This window comes from Caballeronia sp. LjRoot29 (assembly GCF_964252755.1).
Taxonomy (GTDB): Bacteria; Pseudomonadota; Gammaproteobacteria; order Burkholderiales; family Burkholderiaceae; genus Caballeronia.
The window spans coordinates 25,867-51,077 of sequence record NZ_CAXUPU020000049.1 but is presented as its reverse complement, the minus strand read 5'-3'; the positions used below and the strand labels follow the sequence as shown (position 1 = coordinate 51,077).

The 25,211-nt window shown below is 60.0% G+C and carries 19 protein-coding genes and 1 pseudogene; 3 read left to right on the top strand and 17 right to left on the bottom strand.

The window, feature by feature from the left end; translation table 11 throughout:
* Positions 1 to 161 precede the first annotated feature (161 nt).
* On the bottom strand, positions 162 to 566 hold the full coding sequence (locus ACSQ83_RS33105; protein ID WP_436231017.1) for an ACT domain-containing protein: 405 nt from the start codon (positions 564 to 566) through the stop codon (positions 162 to 164).
* 93 nt (positions 567 to 659) lie between these two features.
* Here ACSQ83_RS33105 and cynS point away from each other — a divergent pair, with 93 nt between their 5' ends.
* Entirely contained in the window at positions 660 to 1,109 is a 450-nt protein-coding gene (gene cynS / locus ACSQ83_RS33100; RefSeq protein ID WP_436231016.1) for a cyanase, read from the top strand.
* Between the two features lie 15 nt (positions 1,110 to 1,124).
* On the opposite strand, the gene uvrA is transcribed toward cynS, so the two are convergent.
* The 3 genes from uvrA to ACSQ83_RS33085 form a co-directional block, all read right to left on the bottom strand.
* The gene (gene uvrA / locus ACSQ83_RS33095; RefSeq protein ID WP_436231015.1) at positions 1,125 to 6,962 is read right to left on the bottom strand and encodes an excinuclease ABC subunit UvrA; all 5,838 of its coding nucleotides are present in this window, start codon (positions 6,960 to 6,962) and stop codon (positions 1,125 to 1,127) included.
* Positions 6,963 to 7,215: 253 nt separating this feature from the next.
* On the bottom strand, positions 7,216 to 8,259 hold the full coding sequence (locus ACSQ83_RS33090) for a hypothetical protein (RefSeq protein ID WP_414968785.1): 1,044 nt from the start codon (positions 8,257 to 8,259) through the stop codon (positions 7,216 to 7,218).
* A 479-nt stretch (positions 8,260 to 8,738) separates the two neighbouring features.
* On the bottom strand, positions 8,739 to 9,008 hold the full coding sequence (locus tag ACSQ83_RS33085) for a hypothetical protein (RefSeq protein ID WP_436231014.1): 270 nt from the start codon (positions 9,006 to 9,008) through the stop codon (positions 8,739 to 8,741).
* Between the two features lie 446 nt (positions 9,009 to 9,454).
* Between ACSQ83_RS33085 and ACSQ83_RS33080 the strand changes: the two genes are divergently transcribed.
* A complete protein-coding gene (locus ACSQ83_RS33080; protein ID WP_436231013.1) occupies positions 9,455 to 11,317 on the top strand; it encodes an ATP-binding protein in 1,863 nt (620 codons plus the stop codon).
* On the opposite strand, the gene ACSQ83_RS33075 is transcribed toward ACSQ83_RS33080, so the two are convergent.
* The 12 genes and pseudogenes from ACSQ83_RS33075 to ACSQ83_RS33020 all read right to left on the bottom strand — a co-directional run bounded on the left by ACSQ83_RS33075 (position 11,259) and on the right by ACSQ83_RS33020 (position 24,071).
* The gene (locus tag ACSQ83_RS33075; protein ID WP_414953558.1) at positions 11,259 to 12,017 is read right to left on the bottom strand and encodes a response regulator transcription factor; all 759 of its coding nucleotides are present in this window, start codon (positions 12,015 to 12,017) and stop codon (positions 11,259 to 11,261) included. The genes ACSQ83_RS33080 and ACSQ83_RS33075 overlap by 59 nt on opposite strands.
* Before the next feature lie 180 nt (positions 12,018 to 12,197).
* Complete coding sequence (locus ACSQ83_RS33070; protein WP_436231012.1) at positions 12,198 to 12,929, bottom strand: GntR family transcriptional regulator; 732 nt, start codon at positions 12,927 to 12,929, stop codon at positions 12,198 to 12,200.
* 32 nt (positions 12,930 to 12,961) lie between these two features.
* A complete protein-coding gene (hpxZ, locus tag ACSQ83_RS33065) occupies positions 12,962 to 13,348 on the bottom strand; it encodes an oxalurate catabolism protein HpxZ (RefSeq protein ID WP_414953556.1) in 387 nt (128 codons plus the stop codon).
* A 14-nt stretch (positions 13,349 to 13,362) separates the two neighbouring features.
* Positions 13,363 to 14,022, bottom strand: a complete 660-nt coding sequence (locus ACSQ83_RS33060; RefSeq protein WP_414953555.1) for a cysteine hydrolase family protein — start codon at positions 14,020 to 14,022, stop codon at positions 13,363 to 13,365.
* Between the two features lie 5 nt (positions 14,023 to 14,027).
* The gene (locus ACSQ83_RS33055) at positions 14,028 to 15,638 is read right to left on the bottom strand and encodes an ABC transporter ATP-binding protein (RefSeq protein ID WP_436231011.1); all 1,611 of its coding nucleotides are present in this window, start codon (positions 15,636 to 15,638) and stop codon (positions 14,028 to 14,030) included.
* A gap of 2 nt (positions 15,639 to 15,640) precedes the next feature.
* On the bottom strand, positions 15,641 to 16,333 hold the full coding sequence (biuH, locus tag ACSQ83_RS33050) for a biuret amidohydrolase (RefSeq protein WP_436231010.1): 693 nt from the start codon (positions 16,331 to 16,333) through the stop codon (positions 15,641 to 15,643).
* A gap of 37 nt (positions 16,334 to 16,370) precedes the next feature.
* Entirely contained in the window at positions 16,371 to 17,297 is a 927-nt protein-coding gene (locus ACSQ83_RS33045) for an ABC transporter permease (protein WP_414953552.1), read from the bottom strand.
* Entirely contained in the window at positions 17,290 to 18,405 is a 1,116-nt protein-coding gene (locus ACSQ83_RS33040; protein WP_414968778.1) for an ABC transporter permease, read from the bottom strand. Before ACSQ83_RS33040 ends, ACSQ83_RS33045 begins: the two co-directional genes overlap by 8 nt.
* Before the next feature lie 33 nt (positions 18,406 to 18,438).
* Complete coding sequence (locus ACSQ83_RS33035) at positions 18,439 to 19,536, bottom strand: BMP family ABC transporter substrate-binding protein (protein WP_436231009.1); 1,098 nt, start codon at positions 19,534 to 19,536, stop codon at positions 18,439 to 18,441.
* Between the two features lie 54 nt (positions 19,537 to 19,590).
* Positions 19,591 to 21,414: an allophanate hydrolase gene (gene atzF, locus ACSQ83_RS33030; protein ID WP_436231008.1), complete on the bottom strand. Its 1,824-nt coding sequence runs from the start codon at positions 21,412 to 21,414 to the stop codon at positions 19,591 to 19,593.
* Positions 21,415 to 21,652: 238 nt separating this feature from the next.
* Positions 21,653 to 22,918: an acyltransferase family protein gene (locus tag ACSQ83_RS33025; RefSeq protein WP_436231007.1), complete on the bottom strand. Its 1,266-nt coding sequence runs from the start codon at positions 22,916 to 22,918 to the stop codon at positions 21,653 to 21,655.
* 114 nt (positions 22,919 to 23,032) lie between these two features.
* Positions 23,033 to 24,071, bottom strand: a pseudogene (locus ACSQ83_RS33020) (AraC family transcriptional regulator).
* 255 nt (positions 24,072 to 24,326) lie between these two features.
* Between ACSQ83_RS33020 and ACSQ83_RS33015 the strand changes: the two are divergent.
* Entirely contained in the window at positions 24,327 to 24,689 is a 363-nt protein-coding gene (locus tag ACSQ83_RS33015; RefSeq protein ID WP_436231006.1) for a GFA family protein, read from the top strand.
* Positions 24,690 to 24,707: 18 nt separating this feature from the next.
* On the opposite strand, the gene ACSQ83_RS33010 is transcribed toward ACSQ83_RS33015, so the two are convergent.
* The gene (locus ACSQ83_RS33010; RefSeq protein WP_414953565.1) at positions 24,708 to 25,169 is read right to left on the bottom strand and encodes a RidA family protein; all 462 of its coding nucleotides are present in this window, start codon (positions 25,167 to 25,169) and stop codon (positions 24,708 to 24,710) included.
* Positions 25,170 to 25,211 lie beyond the last annotated feature (42 nt).

Genomic DNA, 25,211 nt, shown 5'->3' with positions numbered 1-25,211 from the left:
CGCCGCCACGCGCAGTGGCTAATAGAGCTAAAAAGATCAATCAGAATAGAACCCGCGAAGACCTGAAAAGCAGCATCCCGGCACTGAACCAGACCGCAAACGCCAGAATCAGGGGCGCCGCGGCATAACCCCACCGCCCACTGCCCACCGCGATCGAATCCTTACAGCCCACCAAGCTGAAGTTCCTGCAGTGCAACCATAGCGGCATCCGCCGATTCTATCGGCACAAAGATGTGATCGTGGTACGCCGCCGCAACTACATTACAACTGACGTTTGCCTTCCCGAGCGCAGTAGCGAAGGCAGCAGTCAGCCCGACCGCCTGAAGGTCCGAATGGACGGTGAGCGTGATCCAGGCCGCGCGGAATAAGGACCGTATGCCCGCTCTCGATGCCGCCCCTTCCTCCACGATGATCGTCAGGCCTTCTCGTTCGCGGAACGTCGCAAGCGGGACGATATTGCCGAGGTCATAGGCAAAAGGCACAGTCGCGTAGATGTACACGCCCGGCTGGCGTTCAGGCGACATGGATGCAAGCAGCATGTTCAGGTCGGTGATGGGGTTGGTCATGGTTTGTCTATCCTGCAGTTATTTTGTCCACCAGCGAGCCGCGCGATTGGTCAATACACTCTCCTAAAACCACCCTCAAGGAGCAGCCCAAAAATGATTTCCGATCGCAGCGAAGTGACTCGCATGATTCTCGCCGCCAAGGTGAGCAAAGGCCTGAAATGGGCCAACGTGGCGGAGCAAGTCGGCATGAGCAAGGAGTGGGTGACGGCAGGTTGCCTCGGGCAGATGACGTTCTCCAAAGCACAAGCCGAAACCGTCGGCGCCCTCTTCGACCTCTCCGATGAAGCCGTCGCCTGGCTGCAGATTGTGCCCTATAAAGGCTCGTTGCCGACGGCCGTCCCGACCGATCCCCTGATCTATCGATGGTACGAAATAGTGAGCGTTTACGGGACCACGATCAAGGAGCTGATCCACGAGGAATTCGGCGACGGGATCATGAGCGCAATCGATTTTTCGATGGATATCCAGCGCGAACCCAATCCCAAAGGGGACCGGGTCAACGTGGTTTTATCGGGCAAGTTTTTGCCCTACAAGAGCTACTGAGGCGTTACCGAGAAGTCACTGCACCGCCTCGGCCGTCTCCGTCCCGCGCTCGAGCACCGGCCGCAGCGCGGCGCCCGTATGACTGCGGGGATTCTTCGAGAGCGTATCCGGATCGGTCGCGGCCACGATCGATCCGCCTTCCGTGCCGCCCTCAGGCCCGAGATCGATCACCCAGTCGGCTTCGGCTATCACATCCAGATCGTGCTCGATCACGACCACCGAATGCCCGCCATCCACCAGCCGATGCAGCACGCGAATCAGCTTCGCGACGTCGGCCATATGCAGGCCAACCGTGGGTTCATCGAGCACATACAGCGTATGCGGCGCCTTCTGCCCACGCTTGCCAATATCGTCCCTCACCTTCGACAACTCCGTCACCAGCTTGATCCGCTGCGCCTCGCCGCCTGACAACGTAGGCGACGGCTGCCCAAGCGTCAGATAACCCAGCCCCACATCCTTCATGAGTTGCAGCGGATGCGAGATGCTGGTCATCGCGGAGAAGAACTCGACGGCCTCGTCGATCTCCATGGTCAGCACTTCGCCAATGTTCTTGCCGCGCCACGTCACCGCCAGCGTTTCCGGATTGAAGCGCTGTCCGTGGCAGACGTCGCACGGCACCTTGACGTCGGGCAGGAAGCTCATCGCGATAGTGCGCACGCCCTGGCCCTCGCAGGCCGGGCAGCGGCCGTCGCCGGTGTTGAAGGAGAAGCGCGATGCCGTGTAACCCCGCGCACGCGATTCGAGCGTGTCCGCGAACAGCTTGCGGATGGTGTCCCACATGCCGATATACGTCGCCGGGCACGATCGCGGCGTCTTGCCGATCGGTGTCTGATCGACTTCAAGCACACGGTCGATGGTCTCGAACCCTGTCACCTCCGTGCACCCTTGCCAACGATGCGTGACGTCGAACTTGGCGCGCGGCGCCTCGCGTGACAAAACGCTCGAACGATTGCGCGCGGGCATGTCGGCTTGCGCGGTTTTACGCGCGCGGCGCGTAGCCGGCGACGACAGAACCGAGCGGCCCACGGCATCGAGCAGGTTCGTCATCAGCACGTCACGCGCGAGCGTGGACTTGCCGGAACCGCTTACGCCCGTAATAGCAATCAGGCGGCCGAGCGGCATGCTCGCGGTGACGTTACGCAGGTTGTGCAGCGTCGCGCCATGAACCGTGAGCCAGTTCTCGGGCGTGGCGGCGCGTTTCGCGGTCGCGGTTTTTACATCGCGGCGTGCTTGCAACGGATGCTGGATCGGGTTCGCCAGATACTGCCCCGTGAGGGAATCCGGTTGCGCCGCGAGATCGGCCACGTTGCCTTGCGCGACGACCGTGCCACCGCGTTTCCCCGCTCCCGGGCCAATATCGATGATGTGATCCGCGCGGCGAATCGTGTCCTCGTCGTGCTCAACCACCACCAGCGTGTTGCCCTTGTCACCGAGTTTCTTCAGCGCGTCCAGCAGGATCTTGTTGTCACGCGGATGCAAACCGATAGTCGGTTCATCCAGCACATAACATACGCCCTGCAAGTTGCTGCCGAGTTGCGCGGCGAGGCGAATGCGCTGCGCTTCGCCGCCCGACAACGTGGGCGCCGCACGATCCAGGCTCAGATAACCAAGGCCGACTTCTTCGAGGAAGAGCAAGCGGCCTTCAATTTCACTGACCACGTCGCGGGCGATATCCGCATCGCGGCCCTTGAGCTTCAGCTTCTTGATCCAGCCACGCGTTGCGCTGACCGTCCAGCGGCCGACTTCGGTTATCGGCTGATTGCCAAACGTCACCGCACGCGCAACTTCGTTCAGGCGCGTGCCGTTGCAATCCGGGCACGGTTGATCGACGACATCGTCCGGTTCCTGTTGCGCCGATGGAATCGTCTGCTCTCGGCCACGGCCGTCATCGGAGATCACGGTGTCGTCATAGACTTCGCGCTGTTCGCGTGTGAGCGTGACACCTGTCCCCACGCAGGTGTTGCACCAGCCGTGCTTGCTGTTGTACGAGAACATGCGCGGGTCGAGTTCGGGGTAACTCGTGCCACAAACCGGACACGCGCGTTTGGTTGAGAACACGCGAATCTCGCCAACGTGCTTTGTTCCCTTCTTGCCGCCATTCAGTGCGCCATGCAGGTCGTCGAGCGGAGCAAGCAAATGCATCACGCCCTTGCCCAGTTCGAGCGTTTCCAGCAGCATCGCTTTCAGCGTGGTTTCATCGCTGGCGCTGACAACCAGGTCGCCAACCGGCAACTCGATCGTGTGCTCCTTGAAGCGATCGATCTTTGGCCACGGATCGACAGCAAGGAACTCGCCGTCCACGCGCAAATGCGTGTGACCGCGTGTCTTCGCCCACTTCGCGAGGTCGGTGTAAATCCCCTTGCGGTTCACCACGAGCGGCGCGAGCAAGCCAATATGCTGACCTTTGAAATCCCGCATGATCTGCGCGACGATCGATTCCGGGCTCTGCGCCGTCACCGGCGCGCCGTCATGGATGCAATGCTGGATGCCGAGCTTCACATACAGAAGCCGCAGGAAGTGCCAGACTTCCGACGTGGTCGCGACCGTGCTCTTACGGCCGCCACGCGATAAACGCTGTTCAATAGCCACCGTCGGCGGAATGCCGTAGACAGCGTCCACTTCAGGACGCCCGGCCGGCTGAACGATCGAACGCGCATACGCATTCAGCGATTCCAGATAACGGCGCTGGCCTTCGTGAAAGAGGATATCGAATGCTAATGTGGACTTGCCCGAGCCCGATACACCCGTAATCACGTTGAACTTGCCGTGCGGGATATCGACGTCGAGCGACTTCAGGTTGTGCTCGCGTGCGTTGACAATACGCACCACGTCTTCGCCCTGCAATGCGCGCCGCGCCGCCGCGACTTCCGCGGCCAGTTGCAGCGGAACCCCCGACATGCGCTTCTGCGCCGCGCCCGGCGCCATGGCCTCTTCGTAGTCGAGCAGAGCACGGCCGGTATGCGATTGTTCGCACGCCGAAACATCGTCCGGCGTGCCGACGCAGACCACCAGACCGCCTGCATCGCCGCCTTCCGGACCGAGATCGATGATCCAGTCGGCCGCGCGGATCACGTCGAGATTGTGCTCGATCACGATCAGCGAATGGCCGCGCTCCAGCAAGCGCCGCAGCGCTTGCATCAGCTTGGCGATATCGTCGAAATGGAGACCCGTTGTGGGCTCGTCGAACATGAACAGGCGGCCCGGCAGGTTGCCGCTCGCCTGCGCCGTTTCCGCGAGGAACCCCGCCAGTTTCAGGCGCTGCGCTTCACCGCCCGACAGCGTGGGAACCGGTTGCCCGAGCTTCACATATTCCAGTCCAACGTCAACGATTGGCTGCAATACCCGCAGCACTTCCTTGTCTTTTGCAAAACAAACAACGGCTTCGCTGACGGTCAGGTCGAGCACATCCGCGACGCTGAGCGACTTGCCGTCGCGCTCGATCTGCACATCGAGGATTTCCGCCCGATACCGCCGCCCATCGCAATCCGGACAACGCAAATAGACGTCGCTCAGGAACTGCATCTCGACGTGTTCGAAGCCCGAACCGCCGCATGTCGGGCAACGGCCATCGCCGGAATTAAAGCTGAACATGCCTGCGCCGCTATAACCCCGTTGCGCGGCCAGCGGCGCTTTTGCAAACAGCTTGCGAATCTCGTCGAACGCGCCGACATAACTCGCCGGATTGGAGCGCGCGGTGCGGCCGATCGGCGATTGATCGACGAAGATCACTTCGCTCAACGCGTCCGCGCCCTTCAATCCGCGGAATGCGCCCGGCGATTCGGTCGCCTTGCCGAAATGACGCAGCAACGCGGGGGCGAGCACGTCCTGGATCAGCGTCGATTTGCCCGACCCCGATACACCCGTCACGCACACCAGCCGCTGCAACGGAATCTCGACTGTGACATCACGCAGGTTATGTTCAGTCGCACCTTCGAGCAGAAGCCTTGGCGTCTTCGCATCGACTGCACGACGCTGCCAGTTCGATGCATGCGCCACGTGCTTGCGGCCACCGAGGTAGGCGCCGGTCAACGTGTCGCTATGCTCGATATCGTTCGGCGGCCCGTCATAGACAATCTCGCCGCCGCGTTCGCCCGGCCCCGGACCCATGTCGATAAGACGATCCGCCGCGAGCATCACCGACGGATCGTGCTCCACCACCACGAGCGTATTTCCCGCATCGCGCAAGCGGTGCATGGCTTCGACAATGCGGTTCAGGTCGCGCGGATGCAAGCCGATGCTGGGTTCATCGAGCACAAAAAGCGTGTTCACCAGCGACGTGCCAAGCGCGGTCGTCAGGTTGATCCGCTGCACTTCGCCGCCGGACAGCGTGCGGCTCTGGCGATCCAGCGTGAGGTAACCGAGGCCGACATCGCAGAGGTATTTCAGGCGCGTGCGGACTTCGTTATGCAGGAGCTTGAGCGCGTCGTCGAGCAGCGTGCTCGGCAACGTCAGCGAGTCGAAGAAGCGGCGAATCCGGTCGATCGGCATCAGCATCAAGTCGTGCAGCGTAAGCCCCGGCAGCGCTTCGAGTTGCGGCCGCGTCCACTGCACGCCAGCCGGCAGAAAACGATCGGCGGGCTTCAGCACGGCATCGGCTTGCTCCTTCGTACCGAGACGCCATAACAGTGCTTCAGTCTTGAGGCGCGCGCCCTCGCACGTCGGACATTTCGTATAGCTGCGATATTTCGACAACAACACGCGGATGTGCATCTTGTACGCTTTCGATTCGAGGTAATCGAAGAAACGCTGCACCCCGTACCACTGGTTTTGCCACTTGCCAGTCCAGTCGGGCGAACCACCAATCACCCAGTCGCGTTCCTTCTGCGTGAGTTCGCTCCAGGGCACGCCGAGGCGAATGCCGGCCTTCGCGCCGTAGCGCAACAGGTCGTCCTGATTCTCTTTCCATGCCGGCGTTTGCAGGGTCTTGACCGCGCCCTCGCGCAGCGTCTTGCGCTCGTCGGGAATCACCAGGCCGAGATCCACGCCGATCACCCGGCCGAAACCGCGACACGTTTCGCACGCGCCATACGCCGAGTTGAACGAGAACAATGCGGGTTGCGGATCGGCATAGCGGATATCGCTTTCCGGGCTGTGCAAGCCGGTGGAGAAGCGCCACGTTGGCACGTCGTTTGTTTCAGGCGTTTCCTCACCCGGCTCCGGCAGCACGTAAATGTTCACACGCCCTGTGCCGCGCAGCAGCGCACTTTCAATCGCCTCCAGCGCCCGCGACCGCTCCATCTTCTGCAAGCGGAACCGGTCGGCGACCACGTCGAGCATTTGCCGGCCGTCGACATGCCGCTTGGCCTGCACGCGCGTATAGCCGCTGGCGGAAAGCCACTGCGCGACTTCTTCGTCACTCGCGGACTCAGGCAGTTCCACCGGAAACGTGATCGCAATCCGCGGATCACTCGCCTTCGTGCGCTCGAGCAATTCGACGTAGATCGTCTCCGGCGTGTCGTGCCGGACCTGATGCGAGGTCTTTTTATCGAAGAGCTCGGCGGCGCGTGCGTAGAACAGCTTCAGGTGATCGTTCAGCTCGGTCATGGTGCCGACGGTCGAGCGCGAACTGCGCACCGGATTCGTCTGATCGATGGCAATAGCCGGCGGCACGCCGTCCACGCGATCCACCTGCGGACGGTCCATCCGGTCGAGAAATTGCCGCGCATAAGCACTAAACGTTTCGACGTAGCGACGCTGGCCTTCGGCATAAAGCGTATCGAACACCAGGCTCGATTTGCCCGAGCCCGAAGGACCGGTCACCACGGTCATCTGACCCGTGTAAAGGTCAAGATCGATGTTCTTGAGATTGTGCTGGCGAGCGCCGCGAATGCGGATTGCGTTGTTGGATGCCAATTTTTCCTAACCGGTTCAATGAGTTAGATCGTCCGCCAAGTGGCGCTTGGGCGAAGCGTGGCTCGCGCTGAGGAGCCGCCGTTCGACACGCATTAGCGAGATAACGGCCGATGAAGTCGACACTGTACACCCATACAGTGTTTTCGACAGGCCCGGCCATCGAAGAAGAGGACGCGGAAATGCGGCGTTGAGGGACGCGTTTGGGCAGGCAATCGAACAAGGTGCACCCGGAGGCTTCCGGGTGCAAAAAGCGCTAGAACGATACGGCAGCACGCAAGCTGGCAACCGCAGCAGCGTTCAAACGTATTTGATAGTTCTGCGAGTAATTGAGGGTGAATCCCGACGTGCCGGGTATTGCCTGCACGTACGCGTTGCCGCCCTGCACCGTACCGGACTTGATCAAACTGCCTACGTAGACGTTGCCGTTAAGCTGGTAGTAGGTCCGATATGTCGGTGTCGTCAGGTTTGGGCGCACGTTCGACGATACATAGGTCGTGAGGCCATTGATTGTCGATATGCTGCCGTTGCTGAGCGTATAGACCGTCGCGTCGGAATTCGACGTAATGCCTCCCGCTGCCATCAGCGCCGCGATCGTCGTGCCACTTGCTACTGGCACTGGCGCATTGCCGGTCGTGGCACCCGTATAGTCCCCGACCGTGTAAAGGTCACCGATCTGCGTGCTGGTGTATTTCTCGTAGGCAGAGCCCGCATTCCAGGTAACCGTTGCACTGAGCAACAACGGGTTGGAATAAAGCGCGTTGAAAAATTGCGCGAACTCTGACGGTGCCGCGGCGACCGCCCCCGTTAGCGGCACCACCGAATAATTCGAGCGGAGCGAACTGGCGACAGCCGTTACGTTGTCCGCAGCAAGCCCGTCGGTCCGGACCCCTGTTCCCTGGTAACTCATGTAGCTCTGCGACGTCGAGCCGACGAGAATCACGCCGTTGACCATGTAACGCGCGGCTGTTGCCACTGGCAAACCGAGCGAATTTGCAATTGACGTAGGTGAAGTCTCAATGAGCTTTTGCGCGCCGGCTGTCAATGGCGACGCGGCAATTGACGCGTGCTCCTCTATCAGGAAATTCACGCCACTCACCGGGATACCCGCGCCGGGCAAATCCCACTGCAAATTATATGAAGCATTTGGCGCAAGCACGAATTGTTCAGACGCGGCCTGATCGGCACTGAGCGCCACCGTATTCGCAGAGGGACTCACATCGCTGCCGCCCCCACAGGCAGCCAGGAACGCTGACAGACCGAACGCAATGAGCGCCCCTCGCAGACCGATAGTTTTCATTTTCCTTACCCGTAGTTTTAATTTATTGTTTTGAGTGTATTTTTAATGCCGACTCGAATTCGGCTTTTTAATTACAGATTACTTTCCGCAAAATGGGCTCTCGCTGGTTATTAAAATGCTTTTAGCGAACCGGGAAAATATCTGATGTTGTCGCGAGTGTCCAGCCTTCAATTACGACCCGACAAGGCTTAATCCAAAAGAGCGTGCCGGGCGACCTGAAAAACTTCGGGTGACGAAGGCAGGAGAAAATATGCCGAAGGACTCACGCTCCCATGCGCGACTGTTGATGGAGTCGAAGGATAAATCGAGGATCATATCAATCCCGGCCGCCAGAACCGCAGGCGGCTCGCCGAACTCATGCTATGGATAACTCATCTTTTTCTGAATTTTTCCCGGCCTCCCCGCTACCTCTTGCCGTGGTCCACAAAACACGACCGTGCCGCTATCCGAACCTTCCGTTCTGGCACGCGGCAGTTTGCTCAATTGCTTCCTCGGTAAAGTTCCCGCATCTGCGCTGCCTGGGCGCTGTTCTGAAAATCTGCCAACTCGCGCTCCACTTGCTCGCGTGTCAATCCTGAGGAAGCCGAAGGTGTCAGTGCGATGGGCGAAACCGCGGCCCCTTGATCCTGCGAGGCGACGCCAGCCGCCATCGATTGCGTCTGATCGGTCGCTGATTGGGCAAAGCATCCATCTGCTGCGACGCCAGCCATCAGGGCAAGGCCGACGGCGATCGATTGATGAAGTTTCATGGGTGTTCTCCTTTGGCGTTTAAGAGATCGGCTTGCGCATCGTTTTGCCGACCGGCCGACAGCAGTCTTCCCACAAACCACTCAATGAATGCTCTCTGAGCGCTGCTGTCATAGTCATTCTTGGTCGGGCGACTCGCTGTTGCAACGCACATGCGTAGGCAACGGACAAGTCATCCGCGCGAAAGATGTATGCACTCCCGTTGACCGGTCCGGGTGAAGTCCGAGGTAGCCGCCTTCCATGACCGGGCTGCTCGCCAAGCCGTCCAGATGCGGACAAAAACACATCACGTTGCTTGATACATTTGTGGCTGATGGACGGGATGGCGACCTGCTATTCTGTTTTAATCGCGATGTGGCCAGAACCTGTCCAACTCCTGGTGCGCCAATCAAGCTTCTCGATTCCGCGCACTATCCGCCCACGGCAGCTTTCCTGATCAAGCAGCCTTATGAGACCGTCAGACTTCGTGGTGCGCAAGTTCAGGTCGGCGGCTTTAGAGCGCGCGTTTCGCCGGGACTATGCACGTCGCTACGCTGGTCAACGCAGGATTGCCTCGGCCATCTTCACGCTCATATGGGTCTATTTTGTTATCCGTGATTTGTCCCGGCCGGACGCGCTGGATCCCGCCGACCTCTACCACCATCAACTTGTCTACCTGAGACTTGTCACCGCCGTGGTTATGTCGGTGGCGGTGGGATTGTTGTGGGGACGACGCGCCTATGACGAACGCTGGGCAGTCGCATTACTTAGCGTATGGACGCTGAGCTGTTGGTTCACCTTGTTGCGGATGATGGAGATTGCCCTGATCGAGCAAGCGTGGCGGTCAGTTTTCCCCATCCTGTCTTTAGTCCTTTTCATGATATTCACGTCGTACCGGCTTCGTGCCATCACGGCAATATGGTTAGTTTTGCTATGCGTTACGTCATTTCACCTTACGCTTTACTGGTGGCCGAGGGGTCCTATTAAAACGCAATGGGCTGACTGGGTTACCCGTGGGACCATGCTCGATATGACGTATGCCATTGGCGCTGTCGTCAGCATTCCATTGGAACGCGCCGCACGGCGCGAATTCATGTCCCGGCGGACGCTGCGCGCAGCCAAGGCACGCGTTGACGCGACATCCCGCATAGTCAAGCAGCAAAATGAACGTATGAAAGATCTGGTTAAAGAAAAGGAGCGGTTCTTTTCATCGGCTTACCACGACATCCAGCAGCCTCTCGCCGCGATCAACCTCTTCATCCGTAGCGCGCGGGTGAAACTCGACGACAAACACGCCGCGAGTCATGACCTTGATGTCATCGAAGAAACCGCGCGCGATATCCTCGACATGTTCAAGGACATTCAGGACTACAGCGAGCTGGGCTCTTACACCCCACACAAGGTGCCAGTCGACACGCAGGCAGTGCTGACGGAGGTCTTTCAGCAATACCTTGAGCCTGCAAAATCGCGAGGCATCGAGTTGAGAATCGGCGCACGCCGGCACGCCCCGCCGCCCATTGAAACGGATCGCTCCCTGTTCAAGCGGGCACTGTCCAATTTCGTATCGAATGCGATCAAGAACACCCCCGCGGGCGGTGTCGTGATCGGCTGGGTGGAGATCGGGGAACGCCTTCGCATCGACGTGCGCGATACGGGCGTTGGCATTGCGCCTGCACATAGGGAAGCAATATTCACCGAGTATTATCAGATCAACAATCCGGGGCGCGACCGCTCGAAGGGGCTGGGACTCGGGTTGTCTATCGTGCATAGGGTGATGGGTATCTTGCCGAAGCACAGCATGAGTTTCTGGTCGGCCGAAGGGCGCGGGTCGCGCTTTTCCCTGTACGCACCAATTTCCGAAACGGCACCTGTCACTGCCACAGACGATCAAAGAAGCGTTGCCTCCACGTCCGTCCTCCAGGGCCGATACATCCTGCTGTGCGACGACGAACCGAACGTTCTCGAGGGCCTGCGGCGCTTGTTCCTCAGTGCGGGCGCGCTGGTGGATACCGCTGAATCGATGGCGGGATTCGAAACCATCATGGCCGATGACGGCCGCATACCCGACATCCTCGTCACCGATATCCGGCTGCGCGACGGACCAACCGGCATCGAAGTTGCGGAACGGATCCGGCGGCATTTCGCCTGGGCGGGCGTGCTCCCCGTCGCGTTCATTACGGGCGAACTGGTGTCCCCGCGCGCGCTTCGCGATTTCGCCGAACCGTTCGTTCTGCTCCGGAAATCTTCCGCGCCAGAAAACACGCTCGCCGAAATCAGCCGGTTCGTGGCCGCTCAACAGTCGACAGTGCTCGATCCAGCGCTGGATCCGTGACGGGCGGGACACCGAGTTTGATCCCTCTATCCGCCAGCATGACAATGAGTTCCGTACGGCGCCGCAGATTGAAATGCGCGAGCAGGTGACTCACGTATTTCCGGACCGTGATGTCCTCGAGCCCCATTTTCAGCGCAATCGCCTTGGACGGAAGTCCGCGCACGAGCCACGCCAATGTCTCGAACTCTCTCGGCGTCAGTTTCAGCTCGGACGCGGTGCTCATGTCCGAATTGACGCTCGGCCGAGTGTTTCCCGGTTCTCCGGGTTCATGCGCAGGAGCTTCGTCCGTGCCCATGTCACGCCTGAGCCTCGCAATGCTGGCGGCGGGCAGGAATACGCCCCCGGCAAGCACCGCGCTGATGGCGGCGTGAAGTGCTTCGGGTGGCGATGATTTGGGTACGTATCCCATGGCGCGAAGTTCGATGCATCGCGTAATGGTTTCCACGCTCTCGTCAGCCGAGATCACGATCACCGGTAACGACGGCCGTGACTCCTTCAATTCGGCTAGTGCGCTGCAACCGTGGCCATCGGGAAGATCGAGATCGAGAAAAACGATATTCAGCATTTCCCCGAGCGCATGACGCATCCCTTGCGACAGGGTGCTTGCGTGCAGCAACTCGATATCCGGAAAGAGGTCTTTCAGCAGCAGCGCCAATCCGGCCCTGAACAGCTCGTGATCATCAACGATCAGTACGCGCATGCCGTTGTCTCCCGGGAAGACTGTCGAGGGGAGCTGCAATTACACATTCGGATACTACACGCAGTGCAGCATGTCACGAACCGCCATGGTTTGATCAGACGAATGAATGGCGGTCGAGTACGGTGAATTGTCTGAGAGATGGGTGCGGAATTAACCCCCCGAGTGCGAACGAAACCCCATCTACGATACAAACGGCAGCTTCACATCGCGCGCCGCATCAAGCATCGACAAGGTGATCTTCCGGACCTCCAACTTGCTCTGCGTGATATGCGCGCGCAACAGAATAGTTGCCTCAGTCAACCGGCTACGCTCTATAAGATGCAGCATGGTCGAGTGCTCGTCATAGGTCGCACTGGTCCGATGAGGCTTAAGAAAATCCAGCCGCCGCACAATGCGGATACGCTCCGTGACGTCGTTATGCACGCGCACCATCTCGGCATTGCCGGTAGCCGCCACAATCTGCCGATGAAAATTTTCGTCCATGCCGAACATTTGCACCGGATCGGCTTCACGCGCTTCCGGCTCGACGCACCAGATTGCCTTGAGCGCATCAATAGCCCGACGCGCTGTTTCGCTTCCCGACGTCAACCGTTCAAGCGCCGCCACTTCAAGCACGATACGCAGGTCATAAAGCTGATCCATCTGATCGAAGTCGATTCGCGCAACCTTCCATCCGCGCCGGAAACCAACCTCCAGATAACCCTCGCGTTGCAGCCGGAACAAACCGTCGCGCATCGGCGTGCGCGATACACCGTAGTACTGCGCAATCCCATTCTCCGAAAAGCGATCACCCGGGAATAGACGGAAGTTGAAGATATCAGTCTTCAACCGCTGATAAACCTGCTCGGCAAGCGGATTGGCGGCGCTCGGCTCGATTGCTTCAATACCTGTTTCAATTGTCTCTTCCGACATGAGGGTTCCCCTTTGTTCTTATTATCGGCGTTTCAGGGCTTGGGAATGAGGCTCACGTGCGCAGCGATAATCTTCCAACCTTCGGCAGGACCGAGACGCGCCCAGGTCTGCATCTGACGTCCGATCAACGGCGTTGCGTCACTCGTGAACTCCGTGCTGACAGTCGCGAAGTCGCGGCCGAATGTGGTGATGACAGTCCGATGCAACGCGCGTGAAGCAGGCACCGGTTCACAGGTTTCGCGCCATTGGCGAATCGCTTCGCCGCCATGCTGGATTTCGGCAATGCCATAACGCACCGTCTCCGGTGCGTCCCAGAACAGCGCGTTCATCGTTTCAATATCGTTCGCCACGAGCGCGCGCTCATACTCCACGAACGCCGCACACACTTCGGCAATCACTTCCGGCAGATTGATGTCCATCGTCGGCAGGTTCCTCATGCGGCGGTAAAAGATGACAACGGCGCGGTCCATCCAACAATGCCGCCCTGGGACCGCACCATATCCAACGTCGCAAGCTTGAACGCCGGAAAATAGCTGGCGGTCGCGTCCTCGACCAGCAGGCAATCGTAACCGCGGTCATTCGCCTCGCGCATCGACGTCTGCACGCATACCTCCGTCGTAACGCCGGCGAAAACCAGATGCGTGATATGCCGCGCCTCCAGCGCCTGGGTTAATGATGTGGCATAAAACGCGCCCTTGCCGGGTTTATCGATGACAAGCTCGCCTTCGGCCGGTGCAAGGGCATCGACGATCGCATTGCCCGGTTCCCCCCGAATCAGGATGCGGCCCATCGGCCCCTCGTCCCCAATGCGCGCGTCGGGCGCGCCGCGAAGCCGTTTGGCAGGCGGACAGTCCGACAGATCCGCAGCATGCGATTCGCGCGTGTGGACTATGAACCATCCATTTTCACGCGCTAAAGCGAGCAGCGAGGCGACAGTCGGCACGATCTCTGCGAGCAGGGATACATCGTTGCCCAACGACTCCCCAAAGCCACCAGGTTCGATGAAATCACGCTGCATGTCGATGATGACAAGCGCCGTCGTCGACGGCTCAAATGTGAAGGGACCAGGCAGCGCTGGAATCGTGATCGTCATAGCGCTCATTCAATAACCTCCTTCAACGCTTCGGCAACCGGCGCAACGTGCGCCACCGAGTCACCATGTCCCGCCATGTGGTGGCCCAGCGTCGCGCGCTCGGCGCTCGAGGCGGGCGTCTCGTAGACAAGCTCCCCTTCCGCGATCACGACAATCCGGTCCGCCAGTTCCAGCAATTCGTCGAGGTCTTCACTGACGAGCAGGACGGCCGCGCCGGCATCGCGCGCCGCCATGATGCGCGCGTGAATATCCGCCACTGAGGCGAAGTCGAGACCGAACACGGGGTTCGCCACGATCAGCACATCGACCGGCTGACCCAGCTCGCGCGCGAGCACCGCACGCTGGACATTGCCGCCCGACAGCGTGCCAATAGCGCGTTCGGGCAGCGGCGGACGAACGTTAAAATCGTGGATGAGATGGGCAGCGCGGTCCCGCATCGCACGCCGGTCCAGACGCCAACCGCCCCGACGCAACGGCGCTCGATCGAAGTCCCGGAGAGCGAGGTTTTGCGCGACGCTCATGTTTGCGACGCACGCGTTTTTAAGCGGCTCTTCAGGGATCGCAAACACGCGGCGCTGCGTCATTTCCTTGCGCGTAGCGTGGTATGCAACGCCTGCTATCTCCATCTCGCCGGTCTTCACGCGGCGTTGCCCGACGAGCGCCTCGACCATCTCTTTCTGGCCGTTCCCCGAGACCCCCGCGATCCCGAGTATTTCACCTGCTCTGATCTCAAGCGATGCGCGTCTGACCGCCGTGTGGCCGCGATCATCGTCGATAGAAATATCCCTCATGGCAAGGCGTATTCGCGCTGCGGGGTCAACTGGTTTGCGCGCGGCCCGTTCCGCGTTGACCACCTCCATGACCGCGGTGTCACGCGTCTCGGCGGCGCCCATCATCAAACCGGCGAGCGCGTCGCGGCTGGTCGCCGATACCGCACTCGTCCCGACTTGCCGGCCTTTTCGAAGCACAGTCACATCGTCGGCATACGCCATCACTTCTCGGAATTTGTGCGTGATCATGAGCACGGTCAGCTCGCCGCGTGTTGTCAGGTCTCGCATCAACCCGAGCACCTCGTCCGCCTCTTGTGGCGTCAAGACGGAAGTCGGTTCATCGAGAATCAGGAAACGCTGCCGGAGATACAACTGCTTGAGAATCTCCAGCTTCTGCTTTTCCCCTGCCGCCAAGCCGGATACCGGCGCGTCGAGCGGCAAACGAAACGGCATGCGCTGCATGAACGCACTGAGTGCTTTACGTTCTGCGGCCCAGTCTATTTTCCAGGACAAGTTCCCGCGTGCCAGCAGCAGGTTCTCTTCCACCGACAAGCCCGACGCCAGCGTGAAATGCTGATACACCATGCCGATACCCAGCGCTTGCGCATCGCGCGGCGAGGCAATTCGGACCTCACGGCCATTAGCTGAGATCTGGCCTTGGTCGAGCAGGCCGTAGCCCACCAGTCCTTTCACGAGGGTACTTTTGCCCGCGCCGTTTTCACCGAGCAGCGCGTGAACCGTGCCCGGCCGGACTTTGATTGACACATTATCCAGCGCACGAAATGCACCGAACGACTTGCCGGCGTTGTGCACTTCCACCTCTAACGCATGCAGAGGAGTCGACATGGTCAGCCACCGAGTGTGGTCAGGAGTGCGGTTGAATCGGATACCGCGCCGAACACGCCGCCTTGCATCGTGATCATGTGCAGCGCCGCCTGATGGTTGCCCGGATCGGTCGCGCCGCAGCAGTCCGCTAGGACCGTGCATTCGAATCCGCGGTCGTTCGCTTCGCGCATGGTGGTATGGACGCAGACGTCGGTGGTGATCCCGGTCAGCACGAGGTTCACGATACCCCGCGTGCGCAGGATCAGCTCGAGATCGGTGGCGCAGAACGAGCCCTTGCCGGGTTTATCGATAACGATCTCGCCCGGCAGCGGCGCCAGCTCACTGATGATTTCCCAGCCCGGTTCGCCGCGAACGAGAATGCGGCCGCACGGGCCGTCATCGCCTATTCCCACGCCTTCCGTGCCCGCGCGGCGACTGCGCCAGCGCTTGTTCGCCGGCAGGTCCGACAAATCCGGCCGATGCCCTTCGCGCGTATGAATGATCGTGAAACCCTGCTCGCGCATCATGGCCATCACGCGCTTGATCGGCTCGATCGGCGCGCGCGTCAGCGACAGGTCATACCCCATCTTGTCGACGTAACCGCCATGCCCGCAAAAATCCGTCTGCATGTCGATCACGACAAGCGCCGTATTGTCGGGACGCAGGTTGCCATCGAAGGGCCAGGGGTATGGAGAGGCATTGATAAATCGGTTCATGGTGATGGCCGCCATTGAAAATGGATAAGCAGGTCGTTCAACGTGTAAGGCTCAACTCGCCCGGTGCACCGGCAAGCGTCCGGTCCGGACGGCAATTGATGATCATGATGACGAGCGTGAGCACGTAGGGCGCGGCGTTATACAGGTAGTAGCCGCTCGTCACGCCAATCGACTGCAACGCCGGACCAAGCGCGCCCGCCGCGCCGAAAAGCAATGCGGCCCACAGGCATCGCATCGGTTGCCAGCGCGCAAAAATAACCAGCGCGACGGCCATCAACCCCTGCCCGCTGGACAGTCCTTCGTTCCAGCTACCCGGATAAACCAGCGACAAGTACGCCCCGCCGATTCCTGCAAAAAAGCCGCCCACCGAGGTCGCGATAATGCGAATTCGCGTAAGCGGATATCCCATCGCGCGGGCGGTCTCGGCGTGATCGCCGACCAGACGCAGCGTCATGCCCCATCGTGTGCTGCGCAGTCCCCACTGCAACACGAACGCCAGCACCACACCGATCACGAACAGCGGGTTGATATGCAGCGCGTTATGCAATTGCGGCGAGCTTGTCCACGTGCCGAGATCGAACGATTGAAGGCCCGGCGCCTGAGGTTCAATGAACGGCTTGCCCAGATAAAACGCGAGTCCGGTCCCAAGCAACATGAGCGCGATACCGAACGCAATGTCCGACACCCGGGGCAGCGAACACACAAGCCCATGCAGGCATCCGAGCAGCAAGCCGACGCCGCCCGCCGCGAGCACGCCGAGCCACGGCGAGCCGGTCAGGAACGACGCGGCATACCCGCTCATCGCGCCCGACACGAGAATGCCCTCGAGCCCGAGATTCACGCGGCCGCCCTTCTCTGTCAGGCATTCACCCAGGCTGACAAACAGATAAGGTGTGCTGACGCGGATCGCACCCGCGAAGAGGGACAGCAGCAGGATCACGAAGGGCGAATGCGCATCAAGCATGGGTCTGCTCCATCGGCAAGTTGATGTCGGCGAGTGCGGCGGCTTGCAGTTGCACGCGCCACGCGGCAATCCTGCCGCCCAGCGCTTCCCATGCCAGCAGGTTCGCGAACAGCAGGCCTTGCAGCACGAGCGTGGTGGCATCGGGGAGATCGAGCCTGCGTTGCAGCAGACTGCCGCTTGCTTCGATCCCGCCGATCATCAGCGCGCACACAATGATCGCAAGCGGATTCTGGCGCGCGGCGAACGCGACCAGGATGCCGGCGTATCCGTACCCGGCGAGCAGCGACGCGTTCGCGCTGCCCTGCACCGCCGCCACTTCGAACATGCCCGCAAGGCCTGCCGCCGCGCCGCCAAGCGCGCAGGCGGCCAGCGCGAGCAGGTTCACCGGCAGGCCGACCAGACGCGCGGCGCGATTGCTGCCGCCGACCACGCGCATCGCAAAACCCTTGGTGCTGTACTTGACGAAGACCCATGCGCCAATGCACGCAAGAACGCCCCACAACAGGCCCCAGTGGACTTCGAGGCCGGGGAGCGACCCAATCATCATCGATGGGGGCACGGGGAGAGTAGAGGGCTTGTTGAGGCTCGCCGGATCGCGCAACGGCCCTTCGACCAGATGCTTGAACAGCGCAATAGCGATGTACGCCATCAACAGGCTGCTAATGGTTTCGTTCACGCCGCGCCATTGCCGCAGCGCCCCCACTGCACCGATCCAGACCGCGCCCGCCACCATCCCGGCGATCGCCATCAGCGGTGTAGCAATCAGCCATGGCGTGCTCGCCGGCAGCATCTGCGGGACGATGGCCGCGCACATGCCGCCGAGCGCCAGCGCGCCCTCACCGCCAATCACGATCAACCCGACCTGCGCGGGCAACGCAACGCACAACGCGGTCAGCATCAGCGGCGATGCACGCAGCAAGGTGCTTTGCCACGCGAACGACGAGCCAAACGCGCCCTTGAAAATCAGGCTGACGGCATCGAGGACCGGCTGACCCTGCACCAGCAGGAACAACGAAAACAGCACCAGTGTTCCGACGAGCGCGAGCACGGTCGGGATTGCAGGCAATAACGCGAGCAATACTCGGGCAGTCTGGGCATGAGGACGCATCACGACTCCTTCAGTGGTCAGGAAAGCCGCACATCAAATCTGGCCGGTTACGCCTGCCACGAGATAGTTCATGCTTTCCAGCGTGTAGTCGGTCTGCACGTGGCTTGTTCCGGAGGCGATCGCAACACCGCCCTTGTTGTCCTTCACCGGCCCTTTGAAGATCACGAAGTCGCCCGCCATCATGCTGCCCTTGATCGTATCTGCCGCTTTCTTGGCTTCAGGCGTGACCTTCGCGCCGTATGGCGACATCTTGACGAAACCTTCCTTGAGGCCGCCGCGCAGAACGTTGGGCTGAGGCTTGCCGGCTTGGGCATCGGCGACAAGCGCCTTGTACGGCGTCGCCCAATCCCACTCGGCGCCGGTGAGATAACCCTTGGGCGCAAGAGCCGCCTGGCTTGCGTGATAACCGCAACTCATCACGCCGCGCTTCTCGGCCGTTTCAACCACGACCTTCGGACCATCGACGTGACAAGTGATGACATCGCAACCCTGGTCGACAAGACTGTTGGTCGCTTCCGCTTCCTTCACGGGCATCGACCAGTCGCCGGTGAAAATAACTTGCGTGGTAATAGCCGGATCAACGGACTGCGCGCCGAGCGTGAACGAGTTGATATTGCGCAGCACCTGCGGAATCGGCTTGGCCGCAACAAAGCCAAGCTTCTTGCTCTTGCTCATGTGCCCGGCGACCACGCCATTCAGGTACTGGCATTCATCGATATAACCAAAATAGCTCGCAATGTTCGGCGGATTGCCCTGCTTCCACAAACCGCCGCAATGCGCGAAGCGGACGTTCGGATACTTGGCGGCCATCTTGAGCACATGCGGATCGAAGTAGCCGAACGAAGTCGCGAAAATCAGCGTTGCGCCGTCCTGTTCGATCATCGCTTCCATGGTCTTCTGGACCGCGATGGTTTCGGGCACGTTCTCTTCTTCCACGACCTTCACGTTAGGCATCTTCTTGATGATCGCTGCCGCCGATGCCTGCGCCTGGTTGTAGCCATAATCGCCGCGCGCGCCCACATAGATCACGCCGACCGTTGTGTTGCCCGCAGCGAAGACCGACTTGAACGGGACCATGCTCGCGAGCGCCAGCAGGCTCGCGTCCTTGATGAAATTGCGGCGGCTAGTCATGTCGTTCGATTCCTGGTTAGCGGTTAATGGGCTGGTTACTGAGCTTTTATTAGGCTATTTTTGAAGACTGTCGAGGTAGGCGATCCAGCCGCCGAAAGCGGTAATGTCGTTCGCGCCGCTATCCGCCGATACCGCCGACGGCTCGCAGATGAAACCCTTGACGATGCGGCCGTCGTTCAACTCCACGGTGCCGATTCCCATCGGCGCAGGAACGTCCGTCACGAACTTGCCGAACGTACGCAACGGCAGCTCCCACACTTCCACGGCAATGGCTGCACCTTGAGCGCCGGGGGTACGCACAAGCCCGGGTTTGGGCGGTGAGGTATTGGCAAGTGCAAAGAGCCGATACCCCGGCGCGGTATGAGTCGCTCCCTTGAAGCGAGCGCCCGCTTCCAGCAATTGCCGGTTAAGCGGCTGCCCTCTCAGATGCGCGCCGACCACGGCCAGCGCGACGGCCGGCTCCTGGAATGGCAGCGGCTGGAAATCGGGAGACGGATTGGAGTGTTGATCGAAAAACGCCTGGATCCGCGCGCCCAACACAGCCAGCCGATGGTCCGCGCCGCTCGGCGCAATCAGCGTCACGCCGGCCGGCAAACCGTCGCTGCGACGCAGGCATGGCACGGCCAGCGCGCACAGATCCAGCAGGTTGACGAAGTTGGTGTAATAGCCCAGTTCGCTATTTCGTTCGATAGGGTTTTCCTGCACATCGGCGATCAGCGGATGGGTCGGCGTGGTCGGGACAATCAGGATATCGAACTGATTAAAGTATTGATCAGCTTTACGCTTGAGTTCCGCGAGCGTGTATTGACCATTGAAGGCATCAACTGCGCTGAATTGCTCAGCCTTGCCGATCACCGCCGCCACCGTTGCGTCGATGTCCTCGTGGTGGGTCTCGAAGAATGTGCCCAGCGTAGCGCGGCGCTCGGCGACCCACGGGCCGTCGTAGAGCAACGCCGATACCCGTTTAAACGGGGCGAAATCGACCTTGACCGGCGTCAGGCTCAGTCCGGTCGAGATCGTATCGAGCGTCGAAAGAAACGCGTTTTTGGCGTTGGAGTCGCCGAAAAATTCCAGCTCGGCGGGCACTCCTATCCGGATGGGCGCAGCGCTCGCGCCCAGGGGCGGCAGCTTGCGCGAGTACGCATCGAGGGTATCGAACGCTGCCATCTGCTGCAGCACATGCCAGGCGTCCGCCACATCGTGCGCGAAGATTGACAGCGTATCGAGGCTGCGGCAAGCCGGCACCACGCCGCGCTTGCTCACCAGTCCCAGCGATGGCTTGAGTCCCACCAGCCCGTTGAATCCCGCCGGCACGCGGCCGGACCCGGCTGTATCCGTCCCGAGCGAAAACGCGACGCACCCGGCGGCAACGGCGACTGCCGACCCGGAACTCGATCCGCCCGATACATACGCGGGAAACTCAACCTGACGCACCGCGCCGAACGGCGAGCGTGTGCCGACGAGACCCGTAGCAAACTGATCCAGATTGGTCTTGCCGACAAGGATCGCGCCCGCATCGAGCAGACGCTGAACAGCGAACGCCGACACATCGGGCGTGTAACTGAAAGGTTCGCAAGCGGCGGTGGTCGGCAACCCCGCTACATCGACATTGTCCTTGACCGCGAACGGCACGCCGAACAGCGGCAAACGTTCGAACACCGCATCGCCTTCTTCGGCCAGTGCGTCTTCGAGCACCCGCGCCCGAGCGCACGCGGCGTCCTCCGGCAACAGCGCGATCCATACTTCCGGGCGGTCAATGGCGCTAATCCGCTTGAACACCGCATTGACCACGGCTAGCGGTGAGCAGCGTCGCGCCGCATACGCGGCTAAGAGAGCCGCGACGCGTGGTCGTTCGAAGAGGTCGATTGAGTTGGACATGAATTCCGTCTTGCATACAAGATTGAATTCATCAATGCAGAAGCTATGCCAGGCGCGCTACTGCAGCCTTCCAAGCCTTATTGAACAAGGCTCACGACCAATGTTGCACGCTCGGCGGATCGCGTCGCCGAGCAGCGGCCGCTCTAGTTGCTGGTGCGCGATGCACCGTCGGGAGACGCGCGCGCACAAAAGCGGCGCTCCCCGCTCCCAATCAGAGCGCGCTCAAAGAACGTTGTTTTCAGGAGGCCTGGTTGGCGCGCGACGACGCGGAAACGCTTCTTCCCGTCAGGTATCTACCCAGCAGGATCGATGGGCGTTCGATCACGAAATGCGTCACGGCAGCAACGGGAATGACCAGCACGACCGCCATCGCGATCGCGTGCCACGCCGGTCCCGAAGCAGGCATCAGATGGATGACTGCGAGCAGGACGACCGTGTGGGTCAGGTACAAGCTGTACGAGATCGTGCCGAGGAAAACGACCGGGCCCCTGGCTAGCATCAACGTGAATCGCCTGGATGCGATTGCGGTGCAGACGATGCCCGCAGCGCCCGCCACGACGCACCAGTCGAAGATGCACTGACCGACAGCACCCGAGTTAATCGACAACACCAGGCGCGACAGGAAAAAGAGCACGAGCGAAGCGGCGAGGACAAACATCTTCCGCTTGCCCTTCGCGAGCCACTGTTGCCAGCTCAAGCGATGGCGCGCCAGCGTCCCGCCGACAATGAACATCCCCAGGTAATGCGCGGTCATCACCCAGTCGCCGCTAAAGCTGGGATTGGTGGCCTCGCCCGCATTTCTCGCCATGGCGAACAGGAAGGAAATCACGGAGATAAAGAGTGCCGCGGACAGGCAAGCGCGCGCGGAAAAGCGGCTGACGCAATACACCACCAACGGCATCATCAGAGAAATACGCATTTCGTAAATCAAGGACCAGATCACGGGAATGACACGATTAGCTTTATATTGTCCGATGAATAACAAATGATCTAGTATCTCTCTCCCGGAGAATGATCCGGTCCATATATCGTTGAACCATGAACCAGCCCATTTGACCGGTTCTATATTGATCAGATTAATTACGGAGAAAGCAGCAAACAACACGGCCAGGTAAGGCAGATAGATCCGGCAAATTCGCCTGAGTGCGTAGTCGCGATAAGCAATACGCCGATCCGACATTAATTGCAGGGTCAGGACAAATCCACTAAGTATGAAGAATAGGATAACCGCTTCATGGCCGAGCGCCAGCAGGCGCAACGGCGACCTGGGTATCCACCAAAGCGGACTCACCAATAAGAAGTGATTAATCACAACCATCAGGGCGGCGATGCCACGCAATGCATCGAGTTGGGGAAAATAACGGCCACGAGAAGGGCTTATTTCATTCATCCGATAAATACCTTCGGTCGGGAGTATTGGCGGGCGATGACAATGTTCGGTTGATACGCTGCACCAAATTAAATATTTGGTAAAGGAAAGTTTAATAGGCAATTCAATAGACAATTAGCGCCGTATAACTTTCTAATACTTTTTTTCGTTATTGCCGATATCCGCCGCTCTGGCAGTCGTAATTATTGCCAGCGTGATTCAGGTATGACGAATAGATCCGTAAGGAACTCAAGCGGATGCGGTGGGCTCGCCAACGGGTTCGGCGGGATCGATGGGGCCGCCGGAAACCTCTGGCACGCCTTGGTTCTTTCGCCAGTACGCCGGCGGTGTTCCAAATTCGCGTTTGAACGCCCTGTTGAATGCCGCCTCCGATTCGTAGCCGACCTGCTCCGCCACCGCGGCGAGCGACTTGCTGCCGTTCAGGAGTTCTTGCGCCGCGACCTGCAGCCGCCAGCGGGCCAGATACTGCATGGGCGGTTGTCCGAGCAGGTCGGTGAATCGTTGCGCCAACGCGGAACGCGACAGACCCACCTTTCGCGCGAGTTCATCGACGGTCCGCGCGTGCGCGGGTTGCGCGTGAAGCATCGATAACGCACGGCCGACGAACCGGTCGCGCACACCCGCGAGCCATCCTTTGCGATCCGCAGGCAGGGTATCGATACAACGACGGACCGCTTCCACGAACAGCAACTCGGACAGTCTCGCGAGAACGATCGCACTGCCGGCCCGCCATTCGCTCGCTTCGGCGGCCGCGAATTGCAGTGACGACGTAAGCCATGCCGAGTGCGGATCGTGGCGCATGTCGACCTTGAGGATAGGCGGTAGCGAGGAAAGCAACGGATTGCTCAAGCTGTTGTCGCAGGCCAGGAAACCGCAGATAAGACGTGTGCTGGTTCCACCGCCTCCATAAGACAACGTCATCACCTGGCCCGGCGATGTCTGCAATTGACTGGCGAGCAAGGGCGCTGCCGACGCGGGAGAAAGCGCCAGGTCGCTGCCGATGACGTGCGCTTCGCCTTGCGGTACCACCAGTAATTCGCCGGCGTTGAGGTAGATCGCAGAGCCTTGATTATTAGCGAGTTGCGCCCAGCAGCGCCCTTCAGTGATCAGGTGATAGGACACCACGCGTTCCGATAACGGCAAGGAAAGCCCCATAAAAGGCCGCATTTCCCTGCCCTATCACGCACCACGGTTCAGTGAACTCGCCATTGAGATACACCGCTCCGCTCAGGCGCACCGCGCGAAGCACATCGGAAACGGCATCCATGAATTGTGTCCGTTGAATAGCGCCTGTTGAATCCGGCGTCCTGCACAAGAAATCTGGATGCCTGATCATTCACCAGGATAAGCGATTCGTAAATACTAGTACCCACGTACCGCAGCTTCCAGTGCCAATCCTGACGCTCAGACGAGTGCATGCGGTGCTATCGAATGCGTGCTGTGGGGCGCATCATTTCATCGGGTGAGGCTGCATGGTCAGACCCATGCGCGCCCGGGTAAAAATTATTGGAGGAGATGCATCATGAGCGACGAAAGAACCTACAAGGGAGCGTGTTTTTGCGGAGCGGTTCAGCTCACCGTCACCGGCGAACCGGTTGGCATGGGCTATTGCCACTGCGATTCGTGCAGGCACTGGTCGGCAGGGCCCGTCAACGCCTTCACGCTATGGAAGCCCGAGGCGGTACACGTTACGCAAGGCGCCGACAACATAGGCACTTACAACAAGACGCCGCACAGCTATCGCAAATGGTGCAAGTCCTGCGGCGGGCATCTCTTCACCGAGCACCCCGGCATGGGACTCACCGATGTGAGCAGCAACCGTTCAGGCGACAGCACGCTGGTGCTGCCTAGCGAATACCTTGAAATCGTGATCGAGAGAAAGTGACGATGAACTACCGCTGAATCAGTCGCGAACAGCAACAATAGCTTCGATCTCTACCGTGATGTTGCCCGGCAACGACCCCACGCCGACAGCAGAACGCGAGTGCCGTCCCGCATCGCCGAACACATCGACGAAGAGATCGGAGCAACCGTTGATCACGCGCGGGTGATCGGCGAAATCCGGCGTTGCATTGACCATGCCGAGCAGCTTCACAATGCGTTTTACCCGGCTCAAATCACCCAGTTCCACATGCAGCACCGACAACAGATTGAGACCCACGAGTAACGCGTGTTCGTACGCTTCATCGGCGGTGACGGTATCGCCGACCTTGCCCGTCATCAGATGGCCTGTTGCATCGAGTGGCCCTTGTCCCGACAAGAACAGCAGGTTGCCTTCGCGTGTGCAGTGAGTGAAGTTGCCTATGGGTGCGGGCACGTCCTGAAGTTTTAAGCCGCGCGCCTGCAGTCGTTCATAGCAGTTCATCTCAGTCGAAAATCCCATGTTGCGTTAGTTCTCTTTCAAGTG